Origin of the sequence: Vibrio sp. F13 (assembly GCF_020806305.2) — a bacterium.
In the GTDB taxonomy this organism is placed as follows: Bacteria; Pseudomonadota; Gammaproteobacteria; order Enterobacterales; family Vibrionaceae; genus Vibrio; species Vibrio crassostreae_C.
Genome location: NZ_CP170175.1, coordinates 1242989 through 1264039, shown reverse-complemented (window position 1 = coordinate 1264039; position 21051 = coordinate 1242989). Strand labels below are relative to the sequence as shown.

Annotated in this window: 21 protein-coding genes and 1 other RNA gene; 16 read left to right on the top strand and 6 right to left on the bottom strand. The window is 45.5% G+C overall.

From position 1 onward, the window contains the following. Positions 1-77: 77 nt before the first annotated feature. Both LMH68_RS05715 and zapG read right to left on the bottom strand, forming a co-directional pair. Entirely contained in the window at positions 78-1433 is a 1356-nt protein-coding gene (locus LMH68_RS05715; protein ID WP_017061431.1) for a Do family serine endopeptidase, read from the bottom strand. 126 nt (positions 1434-1559) lie between these two features. After that, entirely contained in the window at positions 1560-2015 is a 456-nt protein-coding gene (gene zapG / locus LMH68_RS05710; RefSeq protein ID WP_017061432.1) for a Z-ring associated protein ZapG, read from the bottom strand. A gap of 219 nt (positions 2016-2234) precedes the next feature. On the opposite strand from zapG, the gene zapE reads away from it, so the two are divergent. The 8 genes from zapE to sspB all read left to right on the top strand — a co-directional run bounded on the left by zapE (position 2235) and on the right by sspB (position 8574). Beyond that, positions 2235-3338 carry a cell division protein ZapE gene (zapE, locus tag LMH68_RS05705; protein WP_017061433.1) on the top strand — a complete coding sequence of 368 codons (1104 nt, stop codon included), beginning with the start codon at positions 2235-2237 and terminating at the stop codon, positions 3336-3338. Positions 3339-3585: 247 nt separating this feature from the next. Continuing rightward, positions 3586-4014 (top strand): 50S ribosomal protein L13, encoded by a 429-nt coding sequence (gene rplM / locus LMH68_RS05700; RefSeq protein WP_010434689.1) that lies wholly within the window; start codon positions 3586-3588, stop codon positions 4012-4014. A gap of 13 nt (positions 4015-4027) precedes the next feature. Next, positions 4028-4420, top strand: coding sequence for a 30S ribosomal protein S9 (gene rpsI / locus LMH68_RS05695; protein WP_004740758.1), 393 nt, complete (start codon positions 4028-4030; stop codon positions 4418-4420). Positions 4421-4750: 330 nt separating this feature from the next. Then, positions 4751-5341 carry a ubiquinol-cytochrome c reductase iron-sulfur subunit gene (petA, locus tag LMH68_RS05690; protein ID WP_017061434.1) on the top strand — a complete coding sequence of 197 codons (591 nt, stop codon included), beginning with the start codon at positions 4751-4753 and terminating at the stop codon, positions 5339-5341. Continuing rightward, complete coding sequence (locus LMH68_RS05685) at positions 5341-6606, top strand: cytochrome b (RefSeq protein WP_017061435.1); 1266 nt, start codon at positions 5341-5343, stop codon at positions 6604-6606. Before petA ends, LMH68_RS05685 begins: the two co-directional genes overlap by 1 nt. After that, positions 6603-7340: a cytochrome c1 gene (locus LMH68_RS05680; protein ID WP_017061436.1), complete on the top strand. Its 738-nt coding sequence runs from the start codon at positions 6603-6605 to the stop codon at positions 7338-7340. Before LMH68_RS05685 ends, LMH68_RS05680 begins: the two co-directional genes overlap by 4 nt. 97 nt (positions 7341-7437) lie before the next feature. Further along, positions 7438-8073 (top strand): stringent starvation protein SspA, encoded by a 636-nt coding sequence (sspA, locus tag LMH68_RS05675; protein WP_009848943.1) that lies wholly within the window; start codon positions 7438-7440, stop codon positions 8071-8073. A 6-nt stretch (positions 8074-8079) separates the two neighbouring features. Beyond that, positions 8080-8574: a ClpXP protease specificity-enhancing factor gene (gene sspB, locus LMH68_RS05670; protein WP_017072808.1), complete on the top strand. Its 495-nt coding sequence runs from the start codon at positions 8080-8082 to the stop codon at positions 8572-8574. Positions 8575-8828: 254 nt separating this feature from the next. On the opposite strand, the gene LMH68_RS05665 is transcribed toward sspB, so the two are convergent. The 4 genes from LMH68_RS05665 to LMH68_RS05650 are packed head-to-tail and all read right to left on the bottom strand — an operon-like array spanning position 8829 to position 12246. Then, the gene (locus LMH68_RS05665) at positions 8829-9434 is read right to left on the bottom strand and encodes a BON domain-containing protein (protein ID WP_017062905.1); all 606 of its coding nucleotides are present in this window, start codon (positions 9432-9434) and stop codon (positions 8829-8831) included. A gap of 16 nt (positions 9435-9450) precedes the next feature. Beyond that, positions 9451-10041 carry a phosphoheptose isomerase gene (locus LMH68_RS05660; RefSeq protein WP_004729817.1) on the bottom strand — a complete coding sequence of 197 codons (591 nt, stop codon included), beginning with the start codon at positions 10039-10041 and terminating at the stop codon, positions 9451-9453. Between the two features lie 2 nt (positions 10042-10043). Further along, positions 10044-10442 (bottom strand): YraN family protein, encoded by a 399-nt coding sequence (locus LMH68_RS05655; RefSeq protein WP_048614934.1) that lies wholly within the window; start codon positions 10440-10442, stop codon positions 10044-10046. After that, positions 10429-12246: a penicillin-binding protein activator gene (locus LMH68_RS05650; protein ID WP_229647466.1), complete on the bottom strand. Its 1818-nt coding sequence runs from the start codon at positions 12244-12246 to the stop codon at positions 10429-10431. Before LMH68_RS05650 ends, LMH68_RS05655 begins: the two co-directional genes overlap by 14 nt. A 61-nt stretch (positions 12247-12307) precedes the next feature. On the opposite strand from LMH68_RS05650, the gene rsmI reads away from it, so the two are divergent. From rsmI to mraY, 8 genes are all read left to right on the top strand, one after another. Next, positions 12308-13174: a 16S rRNA (cytidine(1402)-2'-O)-methyltransferase gene (rsmI, locus tag LMH68_RS05645; protein WP_017062903.1), complete on the top strand. Its 867-nt coding sequence runs from the start codon at positions 12308-12310 to the stop codon at positions 13172-13174. 195 nt (positions 13175-13369) lie between these two features. Continuing rightward, positions 13370-13809, top strand: an RNA gene (rnpB, locus tag LMH68_RS05640) — RNase P RNA component class A. Positions 13810-14037: 228 nt separating this feature from the next. Continuing rightward, positions 14038-14988 (top strand): 16S rRNA (cytosine(1402)-N(4))-methyltransferase RsmH, encoded by a 951-nt coding sequence (gene rsmH / locus LMH68_RS05635; RefSeq protein ID WP_010434714.1) that lies wholly within the window; start codon positions 14038-14040, stop codon positions 14986-14988. Between the two features lie 3 nt (positions 14989-14991). Next, on the top strand, positions 14992-15309 hold the full coding sequence (gene ftsL, locus LMH68_RS05630) for a cell division protein FtsL (RefSeq protein ID WP_010434716.1): 318 nt from the start codon (positions 14992-14994) through the stop codon (positions 15307-15309). After that, the gene (locus tag LMH68_RS05625; RefSeq protein ID WP_229647465.1) at positions 15306-17063 is read left to right on the top strand and encodes a penicillin-binding transpeptidase domain-containing protein; all 1758 of its coding nucleotides are present in this window, start codon (positions 15306-15308) and stop codon (positions 17061-17063) included. The genes ftsL and LMH68_RS05625 overlap by 4 nt, the downstream gene beginning before the upstream one ends. A gap of 18 nt (positions 17064-17081) precedes the next feature. Next, positions 17082-18566 carry a UDP-N-acetylmuramoyl-L-alanyl-D-glutamate--2,6-diaminopimelate ligase gene (gene murE, locus LMH68_RS05620; protein WP_102332770.1) on the top strand — a complete coding sequence of 495 codons (1485 nt, stop codon included), beginning with the start codon at positions 17082-17084 and terminating at the stop codon, positions 18564-18566. Continuing rightward, a complete protein-coding gene (locus tag LMH68_RS05615; protein ID WP_229647464.1) occupies positions 18566-19939 on the top strand; it encodes a UDP-N-acetylmuramoyl-tripeptide--D-alanyl-D-alanine ligase in 1374 nt (457 codons plus the stop codon). Before murE ends, LMH68_RS05615 begins: the two co-directional genes overlap by 1 nt. After that, entirely contained in the window at positions 19936-21018 is a 1083-nt protein-coding gene (gene mraY / locus LMH68_RS05610; protein WP_017059284.1) for a phospho-N-acetylmuramoyl-pentapeptide-transferase, read from the top strand. Before LMH68_RS05615 ends, mraY begins: the two co-directional genes overlap by 4 nt. Positions 21019-21051 lie beyond the last annotated feature (33 nt).

Genomic DNA, 21051 nt, shown 5'->3' with positions numbered 1-21051 from the left:
TTGATCTAAAGAAAAGGGAGACTGAGTAAGTTTAAAGCAAACTTACTGAGCCTCCCTGTAATTGCGCTGACGTAAGACTATCGAATCACAAGATAGATAGTTCGGTCGCCTCGCTGGATATTAAGCGCCAGTACACCAGGTTGTTTTTCAAGAATCTCTCTAAACTCAGCAAGGTTCTTAACGGGCTGGCGGTTTACTCCGATGATGATGTCATCTTTCAGGAGTTGATAGGCTTCGGCTGGTGAACCTTGAGCAACATTCGATACCTTGACGCCCGTTGCAGAGTCACTCTCTGTTGTGTTGGTTAACTCAGCACCAGCTAGTCCTTCATGGAGCTTCTCAGCTTGTGTTTTATTATTGGTGGATTCACCAAGCGTCACATCAAAGGTTTTGCTCTTACCGTCACGAACCACACCCAGTTCAATCTGCTTACCAGCGCCGAGTGTTGCGACCTTAGCTCTTAACTCGCTGAAGGTATCAATGCGTTTGCCATTAATAGAGACAATAATATCGCCCGCTTTCAGTCCTGCTTTATCGGCTGCGCTGTCAGGGACGATTTGGCTAACAAAGGCGCCCTTGCTTGATTCATAACCGAGTGCTTCTGCCAATTCAGAGGTCACTTCTCCGCCTTGAACGCCAAGCATGCCGCGTTTTACTTCACCGAAGTCGAGAATTTGTTCTGTCAGGTTTGTCATCATATTAGAAGGGATTGCAAAGCCGATACCGACATTACCTCCGTTAGGGCCAAGAATGGCGGTGTTGATACCAATTAGCTCACCGTTAAGGTTCACTAGCGCACCACCAGAGTTGCCGCTGTTGATTGCTGCATCGGTTTGAATGAAGTTTTCAAAGTTTTCTAGATTCAGGCCGCTACGGCCGAGTGCAGAAACAATACCGGATGTCACGGTTTGCCCAAGTCCGAATGGGTTACCGATCGCGACACTAAAATCACCAACTCTTAGTTTGTCTGAGTCTGCGACTTTTATCTGGGTCAGGTTTTTGGCTTCTTCTAATTTTAGCAGTGCGATATCAGACATCTGGTCGCCGCCGATTAGCTCAGCATCGTACTCTCGACCATCATGCAGTTTTACTTTGATATCGTCCGCACCATTAATGACATGGTAATTGGTCACGATATGACCTTTCTCGGCGTCAATGATGACACCAGAGCCTAATCCGCGGAAGGGACGCTCTCGTGTTTGTTCTGGACCAAAAAAGAATTGAAATTGTTCAGGGATTTGCTGACGTTGTACCTGTTTGCCTTCTACGGCAATACTAACCACAGCGGGGGTCACTTGTTCAAGCATAGGAGCAAGGCTCGGTAATTGTTCATTACCCACACTTAATGGCAGTGCGGCTGTTGCTTTAATGGGGGTGATGATTGAACTTAAGCTTAAAGTTAGCACTGATAAAGCAAGCAAAGGTTTTTTCATCATAAACTCCTCTCTAGTTAAGGTCTTAACCCTCTTATACGTTTAATAAGTATGATAAGTTTCAAATGACCTGAGTGAAAGTTATGACTCAAAAACCTTTGTAAAGTTCACAGAAGTGTTAAATGTTTACGATGCTTTTGCTGTAACAACATCGGGAGCATTCATGATTTCTTTCTTCTGCTCTGTAAATAAACCGGTTGCGCCATTAGCGTAATCTTTCGGTTGTTCCTCAAGTGTCGCCTCTTTTACTGAAGGCTTCTCTTGTGGCTTGTCCGAATGGGCAGCGGCTGTTTTCACAAACGGGTTATCTTGCTCTGGCAGGTTAGGAATCAGCTCTGAGCTTGTTTTTTCCATGTGTTGGTACAGTTTTGTGTAGTCTTTACCTAATGTGTCCAACATTTCTGCTGATTTCGCAAAGTGATCAGCCAGCTCTTGTCGCTGCTGCTCAAGGGCAAACTTTGCGCTATCCAATTCTTTCTGTACGTTCTTTTGTTTTTTGTATTCAGGTGTCATGAGACGAGAAATAGCGACCCCTAAAATAACTCCGACTAGTAAACCGGCAACGGCATACATCCAAGGCATAACAGCTCCTTATTATTATTTTTTAACATGTTTGTTACTGCTTAGTTACACGTGATACGGCTCCATGGTACTATGAGAAAGCCGCAGTATAAAGAGAAATGCGTGTGCGCTAGTTAGCAGTTTGATGCTGCATTATTCACCACATCACGTTATTCCTCGTACTGTTTGGGCTCATTTTTAGTTGTTGTCTGATATTGCTTTCATTGTGGAAATGTCGTCATGAATCCCATTAAAAAATACGAACAAGATATAAAAGAACATGGATTTCAAAGAGATCCAGCACAAGAGCAAGCCGTAAAATCTTTAGATGAACTCTTTCATCAATTTCAAGATTACATGAATACGCCCATTCCTCAACTGACTCGCTTCCAGAAATTGCTAGGCAAAAAGCCAGAACTGCCACAACCACCGAAAGGTCTCTATTTTTGGGGTGGCGTAGGGCGAGGAAAAACGTACCTAATGGATACGTTCTATGATGCCTTACCGACCACTAAAAAAATGCGTGTTCACTTTCACCGCTTTATGTATCGAGTTCATGATGAGCTAAAGGCGCTAGGTAATGTGAGTGATCCATTGCCTTTAGTCGCAGACAAGTTGAAGGAAGAAGCGGACATTATCTGTTTCGACGAATTCTTTGTTTCAGACATCACCGATGCGATGATCCTAGGAACCTTGTTCCAAGAGTTATTCGCTCGAAACGCTATCTTGGTTGCGACCTCTAATATTCCACCTGCGGATCTGTATCGCAACGGGTTACAGCGAGCGCGTTTCTTACCTGCCATCAAGCTCATTCAAGACAACTGTCATATCCTTAATGTCGATAGTGGTATTGACTATCGTCTACGTACCTTAGAACAGGCTGAGATTTACCATTACCCGCTAGATAGCCAAGCGAATATTAATCTCGAAAAGTATTACGCTCAGCTCGTTGGTGAAGATAAAGAGAAGCTTAAGCAGATAGAGGTTAACCACCGTCAATTAGATGTAGTCGAAGCGAGTGATGGCGTACTGCATGGCACCTTTGCTCAGCTTTGTCAGTCGGCTCGTAGCCAGAACGACTATATTGAGTTGTCTCGGGTTTATCACACAGTTCTATTGGCGGATGTATTGCAAATGGGCGCGACTTCAGATGACGCTGCGAGGCGCTTCATTGCATTAGTTGATGAGTTCTACGAGCGCAATGTGAAGCTGATTATTTCAGCGGAAGTGGAGCTAGAAAAGCTATACACCCATGGTCAGCTAGAGTTTGAATTTAAACGTTGTCAGTCGCGTTTAATTGAAATGCAGAGCCATGAATATTTGGCAAAAGAACACTTAAGTTAGCTTTGATTATCTCGAATAAGAAATAGAATTAAAAAAATCGTGATTTTGTTCAAAAAGAGGTGATTTTTTCTTCGCTCTTCTCTATAATCCTGCGACCTACCGTTACTGCGGGCCTCTAGCGATGAGTAAAATCACGTTATGCCAAGAGTTTTCCAACACTCGAAGGGGTGATGAATGGTAACTCTTAGACAGTGGGAATACGCGAGTATTCCTTAAGTGTAAATTTTTTAAATAGGTAATTATTAGCATGAAAACTTTCGTTGCTAAACCAGAAACTGTAAAACGCGACTGGTATGTTGTAGACGCTGAAGGCAAAACTCTTGGCCGTCTAGCAAGTGAAATCGCTTCTCGCCTACGCGGCAAGCACAAAGCAGAATACACTCCTCACGTAGACACTGGTGATTACATCATCGTTGTTAACGCTGAGAAAGTTGCTGTAACTGGTAACAAAGCTAAGGGTAAGGTTTACTACCGTCACTCAGAGTTCCCAGGTGGTCTTAAAACTATCACTTTTGAAAAGCTAATTGCTAAGAAACCAGAAATGGTTCTAGAACTAGCAGTTAAAGGTATGCTTCCACGTGGTCCTCTAGGCCGCGCGATGTACCGTAAGCTTAAAGTGTACGCTGGTACTGAGCACAACCATGTTGCTCAACAGCCACAAGTACTAGACATCTAAGGGGATTATGAAAATGGCAGAGAATCAATACTACGGCACTGGTCGTCGCAAAAGCTCAGCAGCTCGTGTTTTCATCAAACCAGGCTCTGGTGAGATCGTAATCAACAAGCGTAGCCTTGATGTTTACTTCGGTCGTCCAACTTCTCGTATGGTTGTTAAGCAACCTCTTGAGCTAGTTGAACTAACTGAGAAACTTGACCTTTACATCACTGTTTCTGGTGGTGGTATTTCTGGTCAAGCTGGCGCAATCCGCCACGGTATCACTCGCGCTCTTATGGAGTACGATGAAACTCTACGTCCTGCTCTACGTGCAGCTGGCTACGTTACTCGTGACGCTCGTTGCGTTGAACGTAAGAAAGTTGGTCTACGTAAAGCACGTCGTAAACCTCAATTCTCTAAGCGTTAATTTTTCTTTACGAAAAAGTACACGCCCCCAGTTTTACGACTGGAATTGTGGTTCAAAGCTCGGCTATATGCCGGGCTTTTTGTTTTTATACCCCCTCTAAACGCTTTCCCTTCCTCGTTTTATTTCCAAATTCTTATATTTTGAAAGCTTTTGTAACCCAATGTGCGCTTTGCCTCATGATTGTTACAAAAAGGTAGCTTTATCTTGTCAAAAAGTAGGGTTTTATTTATCATTTGCCGTCAATAAATAGAACTAAATACATATTTTGTTAGCCATGCTCTTTAATCGGAATTATTTCAATCCACAAGGAGCAAATGGGAGAATGTTTGGATGAGCAACGCGCCTTTAAATAACGGTCGCAGGCGTTTCTTAACCGCAACAACAGCCGTTGTTGGTGGTTTAGGAGCAGCTGCTGTAGCCGTGCCTTTTATTAAATCATGGAATCCGAGTGCCAAGGCGAAAGCTGCGGGCGCGCCGGTGGAAGTGGAAGTCAGTAAGTTAGAACCGGGACAAATGGTTCGTGTCGAGTGGCAAGGTAAACCTGTATGGGTTGTACGCCGTGCTGAGTCGGTACTAGAAAACCTAAAATCGATCGGTGGTCAACTTCGTGACCCTCAATCTGAAGCTGAACAACAACCAGAATACGCACAGAACGAGTTCCGTTCAATTAAGCCGGAATTCTTCGTTGCTGTTGGTTTCTGTACGCACTTAGGTTGTTCTCCAACTTACCTGCCGGATTCTTTTGCAGAACAAGTTCAGGGTGTTAAGTCTGGTTTCTTCTGTCCTTGTCATGGTTCAAAGTTTGATATGGCAGGTCGAGTATTCCAAGGCGTACCAGCTCCATTGAATCTTGTTGTACCAAAGCATATGTATTTGAGTGACACTAAGATCATGATCGGTGTGGACGAGGGAGACGCGTAATGCAAGGATTGCTTGATTGGGTAGAGAAACGTCTACCCGCGATGAATGCGTATAAAAAGCATTTATCTGAATACCCAATGCCTAAGAACTTTAACTTTTGGTACCTTTTCGGTTCTTTGGCAATGTTGGTATTGGTTAACCAAATCCTTACGGGTATTTGGCTAACAATGAACTACGTACCGTCAGGTGAGGGTGCATTTGCTTCTGTTGAATACATCATGCGTGATGTGGAATACGGTTGGCTACTACGTTACATGCACTCAACAGGTGCTTCGGCATTCTTCGTTGTTATCTACCTGCACATGTTCCGTGGCCTAATCTATGGTTCTTACCAAAAGCCTCGTGAGCTACTTTGGATCTTCGGTATGTTGATCTTCTTAGTGCTTATGGCTGAGGCTTTCATGGGTTACCTACTACCATGGGGTCAAATGTCTTACTGGGGTGCTCAGGTAATCATTTCTCTGTTTGGTGCGATCCCTGTTATCGGTGATGACCTAACGCTTTGGATCCGTGGTGACTACATCATCTCTGGTGCAACGCTGAACCGTTTCTTCGCACTGCACGTTATCGCTCTACCAATTGTACTTCTGCTGCTTATCGTACTTCACGTACTAGCACTGCACGAAGTGGGTTCGAACAACCCAGACGGTATTGAGACGAAACTTCCTAAAGGCACAATGGGCGACGACTACAAAACGCAGTTCCCATTCCACAAGGATTACACTAAGAAATACGACATCATTGACTCTATTCCTTTCCACCCATACGGGACCGTGAAAGATATGGTTGGTGTGGCCGGTTTCCTATTCTTCTTCTGTTATGTGCTGTTCTTTAACCCAGAGATGGGTGGATTCTTCCTTGAGCCGCCAAACTTTGAAGCTGCTAACCCACTGAAAACACCAGAGCACATCGCTCCGGTATGGTACTTCACGCCGTTTTACGCAATTCTGCGTGCTGTTCCTGATAAGTTGCTAGGTGTTGTAGCAATGGGCGCATCTATTGTTGTGCTATTCCTACTACCATGGTTCGACCGTTGTAAAGTGCGTTCTTACCGTTACCGTAGCAAACTGCATTTGATTAACATCATCCAATTCACAATAAGCTTTATTGCGCTTGGTGTACTTGGTGCGCTTCCAGCAACGCCAACATACACGCTACTGGCTCAAATCTTTAGCTTAGGTTACTTCATGTTCTTCGTTCTACTGTGGTTCTACAGTAAAAATGAAGCGACGAAACCATTACCAGAAAGGGTGACATTCAAATGAAAAAGTGGATTGTAATTTTATTTGCTATGTTGCCGTCACTGGTGATGGCAGCGGGTGCAAACGTACCATTAGACAAAGCGAACAATGATTTAACAGACAAAGCTTCATTGCAAAATGGCGCTAAGATGTTCATGAACTACTGTTTCGCTTGTCACTCAACGCAGTACCAGCGCTATGAACGTGTTGCGAATGATTTAGAGATCCCCGTTGATCTTATGAAGGAAAATCTGATTTTCGACCCTGAAGCGAAAATCGGTGACTTGATGGTTAATGCTATGCCTTCTGATCAAGCGGCAAGTTGGTTTGGTGCTCCGCCACCAGACCTAACATTGGTTGCTCGTGTTCGTGGCGCAGACTGGCTGTACACTTACCTTCGTACTTTCTATGAAGATCCGTCTCGTCCATTTGGCGTGAACAACATTGTTTTCCCAAGCGTTGGTATGCCGCACGTTCTTGAAGAACTGCAAGGTATCCCAACACCAATCTACGATACTCATATGGTAGATGGCGAGGAAGTGACGGTTGTTGTTGGCACTGAGACTGACGGCTCTGGCGAATTAAGTGCTGGTGAATACGACGAAGCAGTTCGTGACCTTGTTAACTTTTTGGTTTACTCGGGCGACCCAGTTCAACTTGAGCGTCACGCTATGGGTTGGTGGGTAATGGCCTTCTTAGTAATCTTCACTATCATCGTGATTTTGCTGAAGAAAGAGTATTGGCGTGATGTGCACTAATTGTGCTATAATACCGTGCTAATTCCCAAATTATGTTAATGTTCAATGGAGGCTTTAGGCCTCCATTGTTTTTATTTAAAGTGTACTGGAGGGCTCCATGGCTGTAGCTGCCAATAAACGTTCTGTAATGACTCTTTTCTCAAGTGCTTCTGATATGTATAGCCATCAGGTGCGCATCGTTCTTGCTGAAAAAGGCGTAAGTGTTGAAGTTGAGTTGGTTGATGAAAAAAATCTACCAGCAGAGCTTGTTGAACTGAACCCGTACAAATCAGTACCTACTCTTGTTGATCGTGAGCTTGCTCTATATGACTCGAAGATCATCATGGAATACCTAGATGAGCGTTTCCCTCACCCACCGTTGATGCCTGTATACCCGGTTGCTCGTGGTAACAGCCGTCTAATGATGTACCGCATTGAGCGTAACTGGTATTCAGTTGCAGAGAAGATCGTTAAAGGCAACGCTGAAGAATCTGAAGCAGCTCGCGTTAAACTGCGCAACGACCTACTGACTCTTGCTCCTATCTTCGCTGAGTATGAATACTTCATGAGCGAAGAGTTTAGCCTAATTGATTGTTACCTAGCTCCGCTATTATGGCGTTTACCTGAGCTTGGTATCGAACTAATTGGTCCTGGTTCTAAAGAGCTTAAGATTTACATGAACCGCGTATTCGAACGTGATTCATTCCTAGCTTCTCTAACTGAAGCTGAGCGTGAGATGCGACTCGTTCGCTAAGCGTTTATGGATATTTCTAATATGACTCCACGCCGACCATACATGCTTCGTGCATTTTATGAATGGCTGGTTGATAACGAACTAACTCCGCACCTTGTTGTTGAAGCAACATTACCGGGTGTGCGAGTTCCAGAAGAGTTTGTTCAAGATGGTCAGATCATTCTGAACATCGCGCCTCGTGCGGTTGGACAACTTGAACTGGGTAACGAAGCTGTGACGTTTAGTGCTCGCTTTAGTGGTCGTCCACACTCTGTGATCGTTCCGCTTTACGCAGTACAAGCGATTTATGCTCGTGAAAATGGTGCTGGTACCATGTTTGAACCTGAAGAGGCTTACATGGAAGCGTTTGAAGAAGGGATTGAAGAAAGTCCTTTTGAAGAACCAGAAAAAGGCCCATCTTTGAGCGTAGCAACGGCAGACGTAGATGCTGAAGAGCCAGACTCAGATCCTGAGCCACCTCGTCCAGCGAAAGGTCGCCCAAGCCTTCGTGTTATCAAATAACGTTAGTTATACCAATCACAGTAAGTAAGTGATCAGAAATAGCGCAGGAAAAAAGCTTGAGAGCAAGGCGGAATTTTTTGATAAGTAGTTATTCTACAATCAAAAATTCTAACGCAGTTATCGAAATTTTTAACAAGCTAGAATGATAGATTATTTACTACGATTGGTATTAGATAACGAACCAAATAAAAAAGCAGCGACTCGTCGCTGCTTTTTCTTTTCTGCTATATCGCATTTAGTTGACTGGCTTACGGCTAGTTAACAGCCGTCTCTTCTTCACCGTATTCAAACGCTCGAATAACCTGTTTTACGCCAGATATGTTACGCGCAACTTCTGTCGCGATATCGGCATGCTCTCTAGTCACGAGTCCAAGTAGGAATACTTCTGAATCCTCAGTAATCACTTTTACTTTGATGCCGTTAAGCTCAGCATTCGCAAGCAGAGCTGATTTCACCTTAGTGGTAATCCAGCTGTCTTTACTGATAGCACTTACAGACAAAGGTTCTTTCACTCGAACTTGATTGTGGATGCTCTCAACGCCAGCCACTTCTTTGGCTTGGTTTTCAAAAGCGCGACGTTCTGAATCTGTGGTTGCTTGCCCCATCAACACCACTGAACCTCGGTATGAGCTTGCGGTGACACGTACATTGCCACGGAATGGTTGTTTATTGGTAATCGCTGCAACTTCAAATTCGATGTTGTTGTCGTTCCAAATCTCTTTGGTTGTTCGCGTATCCGTGACTAGGTTTGCAGTAGTTGCAGCACCAGCAATGAAAATGCCAGCACAACCAGACAGAGACAGTGTAAGTAGCGAAACATTAATCAGCTTAAACAGCCTCATAGAGGTTAATGATTTCATTGTGATGCTCCGTATATCACTCTTCGTGGGCAGGGAAGAGTACTTGATCGATTAGGTCACATAGGCAGTGCAGTGTCACCATGTGTACTTCATGAATGCGCGCTGTACGGTGTGACGGGATACGAATCTCTACATCGTGTTCACCAAGCAAACCTGCCATCTCACCACCATCTTTACCGGTAAAGGCGATGATGGTCATGTCGCGAGTTACCGCCGCTTCCATTGCCTTGATGATGTTCTTGCTGTTACCGCTAGTCGAGATAGCCAACAGAATATCGCCAGTTTGACCGAATGCACGCACCTGCTTAGAGAAGATCTCTTCATAGTGGTAGTCGTTAGCCACAGCCGTTAGCGTGGTGTTGTCTGCTGTGAGTGCCATTGCTGGAAGGCTAGGGCGCTCTGTTTCAAACCGGTTGAGTAGGCACGATACAAATTGCTGAGCATTCGACGCCGAACCACCATTACCACAACAAAGAATTTTGTTTCCGTTAAGCAAGGTCGCAACCATTGCTTGAGCGGCATGCGTGATTGCGTCAGGCAGAGCTTCTGCAGCCGCAATTTGGATTTGAATACTTTCTGTGAAACTTTCTTTAATGCTGTCTAGCATGTTTATCCTTGGGTAATCGCGTTTTGAATCCAGTCGATAGTGTCATTCGGCCCTTCAATGGCAACAATATCAAACCTGAAATCTGTAGAGTGCACCGACAATCCTTGCTGCATAAGCCAAACATTGGCTGTTTTGAGCAGTTTCTGTGACTTCTTGGCAGTCACCATTTCAGCGGCATGTCCGTAGCGGGTTTGCTTGCGGTATTTTACCTCAGCAAACACAACCGTATTGTTATGGCGCATTATAAGATCAATCTCGCCACATTTTGCTATGAAGTTTTGTTCTATTAACGATAAACCGTGGTTAATCAGATAAGATTTTGCCACGGTCTCGTATTTATCACCCACTTGTTTGTGGGTGATGCTTGGTTTGGATAGGAACTTTCGGCTAAAAAGCCCCATGCTCTGCCCAGCTGATTTCACGTTGAACCACACAGTTGTTATCGATGGTTAGCACACCCGTTTCACCTGGAATGCTGTAACCCTGTACGGCTTTCATCTGTGGCAGTGCATCCATTAGGTAGTATGCATCCATTCCCAGTGCTTGCAGACGCTTTTGGCCGTTTGAGTGCGCAGGCCATAGGTCGTTGAGCTCTTTATTAAGCTCGTTTTTATTCTCAACTAATAGTGGGATATCGCTGTAGAACACACCGGTTAGGTCTTCATACTGCTTATCACCGCTGTTGCTGCGTGAGTTTGAGAACAGAGCGGGTTGGCTCGCATCTGGGTTAATTGCAACTTCAATGAAGGGTTTGATTAGTGTTAGCTCTGAGTTCTTAGCCACAATGTAGACAGAATCGATATCACGACGGCTGCGTGGCTCGGTTTCTAGGTCTAGGTTCAGTAATCCGTCCATTTGAGCGATACGCTGTTGGCTCTCTTGCAAGCCGAATACCTGATTCACATTACGTTGCAGTTGGCGTTTGTCAGAGAACAAGCTGATAGCAACATCGTTGCTGCTGTATTTTTTCCACTCTTCTTTAAACGCTTGCTCAACTCGCTCACCTAAACGTCCTTTTGGCGCAAGGATAAGCGGGTACTTGTAGCCTTGAGCAAATAGGTGCTTCGCTGCCTGAGCGACTTCTTGCTCTGGCGATAGAGCGAGATAACAAATGTTAGTATCTGGTTCTAGTTGCGTTGGAATGTTCAGAGCTAAAGCTGGAATCGAGTTCTCGTGGTTTTTCTGCGCTTGCTGAAGCTTAGTAATGTTGCTCTTGATCAGCGGACCCACAATGAAATCAACGTTGTTCTCTTCCAGTGTCGCTTTAATCTCAGCAGCACTTTGCACGTTGGTATCCATTACTGTCAGCGTTGCATCTTCTTCGCGTTCTTTGTCGTTCATCATCGCAAAGATGAAGCCATCACGTACCAGTTGTGCTTGCTTACCGTATTTACCCGTTAGCGGCAGCAACAGTGCAGTGCTGGTTGGCTTGCTGATCTCTAGCGCCAAGATGTCAGTGATCGCCTGAGGTGTATATGTTGCTGCTGGGTGCTGAGAATTCTCTGCTAGCCAATCAGACAGGGTTTCCTGCAGGTTTGGAAGGTTTGAATTCAGCGTCTTCATGTAAATCGCCAGCTGTAACCAACCTGCAAGAACGTCTTCTGTAGGCGACGTCTTAAGCTCTAGAATCTCATATTGAGAGTAGCTATTTAGGTTCTGCCAAATACGGTCAGCAGCTTGCTGTTGGAGCTCGTCGTCAGCGTCTAGATATTCTGAATAAAGAACTAACTCACGGCTTGCTTCAAAATACTCGCTTTGCATTTCAGAAATGTTCGCGCGTAGCTCGTGATAATCTTTCCACTGCTCGTTCGGAAGCTTCCACCAAGGCTGGAAGTTTAGTTGGCTATAAGCTTGATCTGGCTGTGAGTTATTCACCAGCAGCTGAGCGCGCGCTAATTGCCATTCCGCTTGTTGCGTTTCGCTCAGCTCTTGTTTTGCTAAGCGTTTAATCAGCAGAGTTGCTTGATCGGTTTTTCCAGCTTGCACAGAAGCCTTAAGCGCCATGATTAACCAGTCGTTTTGTAGACTTCCTTTGCTACTATCCGCCTGCATCATGTAACTTTCAGTTGATTGCGCTGGATCTAGTGTAATATCAACGCTCGTTGGTGCTTGAGGACCTGAAGAACAAGCCGCCAATGTAATTGCTAATGCAATTGGAGTTAGTAAGCGTGGTACACTGAGTCTCTTATGGTTCATCGTTGCCATGAGTTCTTTAAATTCCGTATAAATTTGTATCTATATTAATCGTTGAAGTGATGGTAAACAAATGACAGATAACAAAACCTTGCTCACAGAGAGCCCAACTCTCTACATTGTGCCAACCCCAATCGGAAATTTGGGAGATATCACTCAAAGAGCAATTGAAATTTTATCAAGTGTCGATGTTATTGCAGCCGAAGACACACGCCACACGGGTAAGCTGCTTGCTCACTTCAATATATCAACCAGAACGTTCGCTTTACATGATCATAATGAACAAACTAAAGCGCAAGTTCTAGTCGAAAGGTTATTAGAAGGTCAGTCTATCGCATTAGTCTCTGATGCGGGTACTCCTTTAATTAGTGACCCAGGTTACCATCTTGTCTCACAATGTCGTCAAGCGGGTGTGAGAGTTGTGCCACTTCCTGGTGCTTGTGCAGTGATTACGGCATTGAGTGCGTCTGGTTTACCGTCTGATCGTTTCAGCTTTGAAGGCTTTTTGCCGCCAAAGAGCAAAGGTCGTAAAGATAAGTTCCTAGAGATCGCGAAAGCAGAGCGCACGTGTATCTTCTACGAATCACCACATCGAATCTCAGATTCTCTACAAGATATGCTTGAGATCTTAGGCCCAGACCGTGAAGTTGTCTTGGCACGTGAGCTGACTAAGACATTCGAAACAATTCAAGGATTGCCACTGGGTGAGTTGATTGAGTGGATTGAAGAAGATTCGAACCGTAAGCGCGGTGAGATGGTGTTACTGATTCATGGTCATCGTGAAGAAGCGAGCACAGAACTGCCAGACGAAGCGACTCGTACTCTGGGTATCCTAACTAAAGAGTTACCTCTTAAAAAAGCGGCGGCAATGACAGCTGAAATCTACAACCTGAAAAAGAACGCGCTGTACAAGTGGGGCCTTGAGCACCTAGATGGTTAACGCTGAATAGATAAATAGCTGCTCAGTGTATAAGTCGCTAGAGTGCTATTTTAAAGCTTGTGAGGAATGAAGGTCGTCCCTTCATTCCTCTTTTTTTGTCTGGATTGTGTGAAATTCATGCGTTTACTTAGCGGTTTGCAGCATATTTGTGATCTCGCTAGACACTGCACTCTAATCTCTATACAATCCGCCCTCGGAGTTGAACGGGTAATCGCTGCTTTGCTGATGTCCTTCGGGAGACTGACGTTGAGGTCCTTCGGGAAACTGACGTTGAAGTCCTTCGGGAGACTGGCAGAGGGGAGGAACGTCCGGGCTCCATAGAGCAGGGTGCCAGATAACGTCTGGGGGGCGCGAGCCCACGACAAGTGCAGCAGAGAGAAGACCGCCGATGGCCTCATTTCTTCGGAAGAGGCACAGGTAAGGCTGAAAGGGTGCGGTAAGAGCGCACCGTGCGACTGGCAACAGTTCGTAGCAAGGTAAACTCCACCCGGAGCAAGATCAAATAGGCCCTCGCATTGCGCTGCTCGCGTATGGGGGCGGGTAGATTGCTTGAGCCTGTGAGCGATTGCAGGCCTAGACGAATGGTTACCACCGCGCAAGCGGAACAGAACCCGGCGTATGTGTCAACTCCACCTATATAAAGAACCCATCATTACTTAACCGTAGTGATGGGTTTTTTGCTTTATATTGACGTAAATTATTTAGATTTCCTTAAAATCTTTCACCCTGATATAAGCTTGGGTCAAAAATTCCAAATGCCTATACACAATATGGTGGAGATACAGCGTGAAATCAGTACACTAAAACGTTAATAGAACAAATTATTGCCGAACTAATGGCTCAATCCACTCACTGAGAAGACTATGACAGAAGCATTCAAACATATTTCAGTATTGCTTAACGAATCTATTGACGGACTTGCGATCAAACCTGACGGTACCTACATCGATGGTACTTTTGGCCGTGGTGGGCACAGCCGTACAATCCTGTCTAAACTGGGCGAGAATGGAAGACTCTTTAGTATCGACCGCGATCCACAAGCAATTGCTGAAGCTCAGAAGATTGATGACCCCCGTTTTACGATTATTCACGGCCCATTCTCAGGTATGGCTGAATATGCAGAGCGTTATGACTTAGTGGGTAAAGTGGATGGTGTTTTACTGGATTTAGGTGTGTCTTCACCACAGCTAGATGATGCTGAACGTGGCTTTAGCTTCATGAAAGACGGCCCGCTAGACATGCGTATGGATCCAACGACGGGTATTCCGGTTTCTCAGTGGCTAGTTGATGCGGATCTTGATGACATCACATGGGTTATCCGTGAGTTCGGTGAAGATAAACACGCTCGTCGTATCGCGAAGGGCATCATTGCTTATCAAGAGAACGAAGAGAACGAACCGTTAACACGTACTGGCCAATTGGCTAAGCTTATCTCTGATGTCGCTCCAAAGAACTTTAAAGAGAAAAAGCACCCAGCGACACGTGCTTTCCAAGCATTTCGTATCTACATTAATAGTGAACTTGAAGAGATCGATACCGCACTGAAAGGCGCTGCAAGTATTCTTGCTCCCCAAGGTCGTATCTCTGTTATCAGTTTTCACTCTCTTGAAGACCGTATGGTGAAGCGCTTCATCCGTAAAGAGAGTCAAGGCCCTCAGGTACCTCATGGTTTACCATTAACAGAAGATCAAATTAAAGCTTTAGGCAGTGCCGATCTAAAACCAATTGGTAAAGCGATCAAGCCTTCTAAAGGTGAAGTGGATGAAAATACTCGTTCACGCAGCTCAGTACTACGAATCGCAGAAAAGCTGTAGTCAATGAAGACCTCCAAGCCTAACTTAGCCAAGATAATATTTTTTGATTTGATCTCCGTGGGTAAGGTCCCATTGGTGATTCTTATCTGTATCTTTGCGAGTGCGATGGGGGTCGTTCTTACGACACATATGTCACGTCAGGCGATTACGCAAAAAGACATGGCATTAGTCGAACGAGAGCAGCTAGATGATGAGTGGCGAAATTTAATGCTTGAAGAGACAGCTTTGGCTGAACACAGTCGCGTTCAAGCATCGGCAAAACGAGAGTTAGACATGAAACGTCCAGACTCTGATAAAGAAGTTGTGATCACACTGAAATGACCGGTAAAAAGGAAAAATCACCCGCGAAAACCGTTAATAAATCAACGAAAAAGCGTGTGAAGAGCGAAAAGGATTCGGATCCAGTTCTGATAAAATGGCGTTTTAACGTCGTTATTGCTTTCGTGTTTCTTGCCTTTGCTGCACTTGTTGGTCGTGTGGCTTATATACAAATCATTGAACCAGATAACTTAATTCGTCAGGGCGACCTTCGTTCGGTGCGTGTTAAGGCTATTCCTTCTGCTCGTGGCATTATTTCTGATCGCAATGGTGAGCCACTTGCTGTCAGTGTTCCTGTTGAAGCGGTATGGGCTGACCCGAAAACCATTTTCGATAAAAATGGTATGGCTCAAATTGATCGTTGGTATGCGTTAGCTGATGTACTTGGCCTAGAACGACAACCGATGATCGATAAGATCTCTAGTAACAAATCCCGCCGATTTATTTATCTTCAGAGACAAGTTAGCCCTGCGATGGCTAAATATATCCGCGATCTTAAACTCGTGGGTGTGGGGCTTAAAGCTGAATCTCGTCGTTACTACCCTGCAGGTGAAATCAGTGCGCACCTTATCGGTGTTACCGGCATTGATGGACACGGCCTAGAAGGCGTTGAGCGCAGCTATGACAAATGGCTCACAGGCGAGGCCGGTAAGCGAACGATTCGTAAAGACCGCTACGGACGTGTTGTTGAAAACATTGCTTTAGAAGAGCGTGAAGAAGGCAAACCACTCGAGCTAACGATCGATCAACGATTACAAGCGATCGCCTACCGAGCGATTAAACAGGCGGTGGCCGATCATAAGGCGACTTCTGGCTCAGCGATTTTGTTGGATGTAAAAACCGGCGCTGTGTTGGCGATGGTTAATGCGCCTTCTTATAACCCAAACAATCGTGCTGACTTACAAAGCTTTAAGATGCGTAACCGCGTACTTACCGATGCGATGGAGCCCGGTTCTACCGTGAAACCTTTTGTGGTTTTAGCAGCGCTAGAGAACGGTACAGCTGATCCAGATATCGTTATTGATACTGGCAACGGCATCATGCAGATCGGTGGCAGTCGTGTGCGAGACTCGTCTAAAGTCGGTAAGGCTGATTTAGCGCTGATCCTCAAGAAGTCGAGTAACATCGGTGTGGCGAAGTTGGCACTTAACATGCCTTTAGAAGCTCTGCTAGGGATGTACAGTTCTGTTGGTCTGGGCGAAATGTCTGGGCTGAACTTAATCGGTGAAACGAGCGGTATTTTCCCGAATCGTCGTCGCTGGTCTAAGTTTGAAATTGCAACACTATCATTCGGTTACGGTTTGTCTGTTACACCGATGCAGTTGGCCCATGCGTATGCGACGCTAGCCAACAAAGGCATGTATGAACCGATTCATATTATTAAGAGTAACGACCAAGACTTTTCTAAGCAGATCATCAAGCGCGAGAACGCTGAACTGGTTTTGAATATGCTCGAAGGGGTGACTCAAAAAGGCGGCACAGCAACAAGAGCGGCCGTTCCTGGTTACCGAGTTGCAGCAAAAACGGGTACTTCTCGTAAGGCTGAAGCTGGCGGATACAGCGACGAATACATTGCGATTACTGCAGGTTTTGCCCCGGTTAGTGACCCAAGAGTCGCGCTGGTTGTTGTGGTCAATGAGCCTCAAGGTGACCTTTACTATGGCGGTTCAGTTGCTGCCCCCGTTTTTTCTGAAATCATGAAGGGTGCATTGCAAATACTGAATGTCCCTGCTGATGAAAACAAGTTTCAAGAATAGAGCCAATCAGGATTCAATATGAGTAATAGCCTCACGCTGTCATCTTTACTTTCTCCTTGGAGTGACTTTAGTTCACCTGAGCTGGATGCGATTGCCGTTGAACAGTTGGAGTTGGATAGTCGTGCCATCAAAGACGGCGATATTTTTGTTGCTGTAGTTGGGCATGCTGTTGATGGCCGTCGTTTCATTGACAAAGCGGTCTCACAGGGAGCCAATGCCGTTATCGCACAAGCTGATGCTGAAAAGGCCCATGGTCTGATTGAGTGGTTGGATGCTGTTCCGGTTGTTTACATTAAAGACCTTAACTTGGTGTTATCTGAGTTGGCCGGTCGTGTTTACTCGTCTCAGGCGACTAAGCTGATTGGTGTTACCGGCACCAATGGCAAAACCACTATCACCCAATTGATTGCTCAGTGGCTAGATTTAGTCGGCCAACGCTCTGCGGTAATGGGCACCACGGGTAACGGTTTTCTAGACAACCTTAAAACGGCGGCGAATACGACCGGTAGTGCGATTGAAATACAACGTACGCTGAGTGAGTTGGCTGAAGAAAACGCTGTTTATACCGCGATGGAAATCTCGTCTCATGGTTTGGTTCAAGGCCGAGTTAAGGCATTGGATTTTGAGGCTGGTGTATTTACTAACTTGAGCCGTGACCACTTGGATTACCACGGCACGATGCAAGAGTACGCTCTGGCTAAGAAGAGCTTGTTTACTCAGCATAAGTGTAAGCACGCTGTGATTAATGTTGATGATGAAGTCGGTAAAGCTTGGATGGCTGATCTGTCCAATGCAGTAGCTGTGTCATTGCTTCCGTTATCGGGCTACCAGCAGTCAGTATGGGCATCGGATGTTGCTTATGCAGAGACGGGTATCAAACTCGCTTTTGATGGTAGCTGGGGGCAGGGACAACTGTCTGTTCCTTTAATTGGCCAGTTCAACGCATCAAATGTATTGGTTGCTTTCGCGACCCTACTTGTACTAGGCATCGACAAGCAAACCTTGATCGACACAGCACCTCAATTGCAACCTGTTATTGGTCGCATGGAATTGTTCCAAGTACCAAACAAAGCGAAAGTGGTTGTCGACTACGCGCATACACCTGACGCATTAGAGAAAGCATTGGCAGCACTACGTGTACATTGCTCTGGAAAGCTATGGGCAATCTTTGGCTGCGGTGGTGATCGAGATACAGGCAAGCGCCCTATGATGGCGGTTACCGCAGAGCAGTTCGCCGATAACATTATTATTTCAGATGACAACCCTCGCAGTGAAGACCCGGCATTGATTGTTAAAGACATGCTGGCAGGTTTAAGTGAGCCTGAAGTCGCCTTTGTTGAACACGATCGCTTTCAGGCGGTTAAGTTTGCTCTAGAGCAGGCGGGTAATAACGACATTATTCTTCTGGCAGGTAAAGGCCATGAGGATTACCAAGTATTGAAAGACAAAACGATCCACTATTCGGATCGAGAGTCAGCACTACAACTTTTAGGTATTTCATAATGATTGATGTATCACTCGAGCAGATCTGCTCAGCGGTGTACGGTCAGCTGATAGAGGCTGGCAAATCGAGCAATAGTTTGATCAATGCGGTTTCTACCGATACTCGCACCGTTGAAGAAGGTGCACTGTTTGTTGCTCTTGTAGGTGAACGTTTTGATGCGCATGATTTTTGTGGTCAGGCTGTTGAGGCCAATGCGAGTGCGTTATTAGTTCAACGAAAACTTGACCTAAATATTACTCAAGTTGTTGTTGAAGACACTAAACTTGCTTTAGGTCAGCTAAGTGCTTGGATCCACAAACAATGTAACGTGCCAACCATGGCGATAACAGGAAGCTGTGGCAAAACGACCGTCAAAGAGATGGTCGCGAGTATTCTACAACAACGTGGCAAAGTGCTGTTTACAGCGGGTAACTTCAATAATGATATTGGAGTACCACTAACCTTGCTGCGCAGTGAACCCAATGACGACTATGCCGTGATAGAACTGGGCGCGAACCACATTGGTGAAATTGCCTATACCACGCAGCTTGTGAAACCACAGGTGGCCTTAGTGAATAACGTTGCTGCCGCGCATCTAGAGGGCTTTGGCTCAATTGATGGTGTTAAACAAGCGAAAGGCGAAATTTTTCAGGGGCTTGCTGCTGGTGATACTGCTATTGTTAACCTAGAGAGCAATGGTGGTGACTTCTGGAAAGATGTGCTTGCAGACAAAAACGTACTGACCTTTTCTGAAAGTGATGACACGGCGGATTACTTTTCGACGAATATTCGCATCAACGAGCAGGGTGAAGCTTGCTTTGATATGCAGACCCCGCAAGGCGCTATCGATGTCGAACTTGGCATTATTGGTCAGCACAATGTAGCCAACGCATTAGCCGCAGCAGCACTGAGCATTCAATTCGGTGCCACGCTTGCAGAAATTAAAAGCGGTTTAGCGAATCTTATCTCAGTTAAAGGCCGAGTTGAGGCTCAACAATTAAGTCAGAATATCAAGCTGATAGATGACAGTTACAACGCCAGTGTACCGGCAATGAAGGCGGCAGCTAAATTGTTGTCGAGCTTCAAAGGTCAGCGTTGGTTGATTTTAGGCAATATGGCTGAGTTAGGCGATGAAAGCCTTGCACTTCACCGTCAAGTCGGTGAATATGCTGCCCCATTCGCTTTTGAGCATGTACTCACTTACGGTGATGATACCAAGGTGATTAGTGAAGTGTGTAACGGCACTCACTTTGCAACGCATGAAGCGATGATCGCGCACATAGAGCAGCACTTGAGCTTGCCAGAAAACGCGCCACATACCTTGTTGGTAAAAGGCGCCAATAGTGCAGGAATGAGTAAAATAGCCGCTGCTTTAAAGGAGAACTTTTCATGATAATTTGGCTTGCAGAGCTACTACAGCCACACTTTTCTTTTTTCCGTTTGTTCGAATACTTATCGTTTCGTGCAATCGCGAGCATTTTGACGGCTTTATGTCTGTCGCTGTGGATGGGACCTCGTTTAATTGAGCGTCTGCAAATGCTGCAAATTGGCCAAGTTGTTCGTAATGACGGCCCAGAATCTCACTTCAGTAAGCGTGGTACACCAACCATGGGTGGTGTGATGATCCTTGCTGCGATCATCATTACGGTCTTACTTTGGGCTGATTTATCAAACCCTTACGTTTGGGCGGTACTTGTCGTGCTAGGCGGTTACGGTGCAGTTGGTTTTGTTGATGATTATCGTAAAGTCGTTCGTAAGAACACTGATGGCTTGATTGCGCGTTGGAAGTACTTCTGGCAATCGGCTATTGCATTGGTTGTGGCGTTTGCTCTGTATGCTCATGGGCAAGACACTGCTGCGACACAATTAGTGGTGCCTTTCTTTAAAGATGTGATGCCACAACTTGGTTTACTGTACATTGTTCTAACTTACTTTGTTATTGTGGGTACCAGTAACGCGGTAAACCTAACTGATGGCCTAGATGGCTTGGCGATTATGCCAACGGTTATGGTTGCTGCGGGTTTTGCTGTTATCGCTTGGGCGACAGGTAACGTTAACTTTGCAGCATACCTACACATTCCATACATCCCATACACCTCTGAACTGGTGGTGGTATGTACTGCTATCGTTGGTGCAGGCCTTGGCTTCCTATGGTTTAACACTTACCCAGCACAAGTATTCATGGGCGATGTTGGCTCTCTAGCACTGGGTGGTGCGTTAGGTGTGATTGCGGTACTCGTTCGTCAAGAGTTGGTACTAGTGATCATGGGTGGTGTGTTTGTAATGGAGACTCTGTCAGTGATTCTGCAGGTGGGCTCTTACAAATTGCGTGGTCAGCGTATTTTCCGCATGGCACCGATTCACCACCACTATGAACTTAAAGGTTGGCCAGAGCCGCGTGTTATCGTGCGTTTTTGGATAATCTCAATGGTATTAGTACTGGTTGGCCTAGCGACACTGAAAGTTCGTTAATCCTGTATGAGCCTCTGAATAGGGGCTCTTTAA